This window comes from Kushneria phyllosphaerae (genome assembly GCF_900312995.1).
Lineage (GTDB): Bacteria > Pseudomonadota > Gammaproteobacteria > Pseudomonadales > Halomonadaceae > Kushneria > Kushneria phyllosphaerae.
In genome coordinates, this window is the sequence record NZ_ONZI01000016.1 from 1 (window position 1) to 464 (window position 464).

The window sequence follows — 464 nt, forward strand, 5'->3', positions numbered from 1 at the left end:
GATCATACCGATATGCGTGTTCGCGGCTGGGTGGGATCGGTTGATCTCAACGATGATTCACGCTTTGGTCATGTTGATATGGTCAATTCGATCCGATCGCCAGGATCAGTGCTCAAACCGTTTGTTTATGGTCTGGCGCTGGATGAAGGCTTGATCCACCCGGCATCACTGCTGCAAGACGTCCCCCGGCGCACCGGTGATTAGCGACCAGGTAACTTTGATAGCGGTTTTCATGGCCCGATCAGCATGAGCGAGGCGCTGGTGCGCTCGCTGAACTTACCTGCTGTGCAGGTGCTGGAAGCCTATGGACCGAAACGGTTTGCGGCAAAGTTACGCAATGTTGGATTGCCGTTATATTTGCCCAACGGTGCTGCGCCGAATCTTTCACTCATTCTCGGCGGCGCTGGTGCAAAACTGGAAGATATGGCGGCAGCGTATACCGCGTTTGCTCGCCACGGCAAGGC

2 protein-coding genes are annotated in these 464 nt (G+C 55.2%); both read left to right on the forward strand.

The genetic code is table 11. From position 1 onward, the window contains the following. A partial coding sequence (locus KSP9073_RS17715) for a hypothetical protein (RefSeq protein WP_207771516.1) occupies positions 1 to 204 on the forward strand: 204 nt, incomplete at its 5' end. Between the two features lie 42 nt (positions 205 to 246). Further along, on the forward strand, positions 247 to 464 hold a 218-nt coding region (locus tag KSP9073_RS17720; RefSeq protein WP_207771517.1), incomplete at its 3' end, for a hypothetical protein.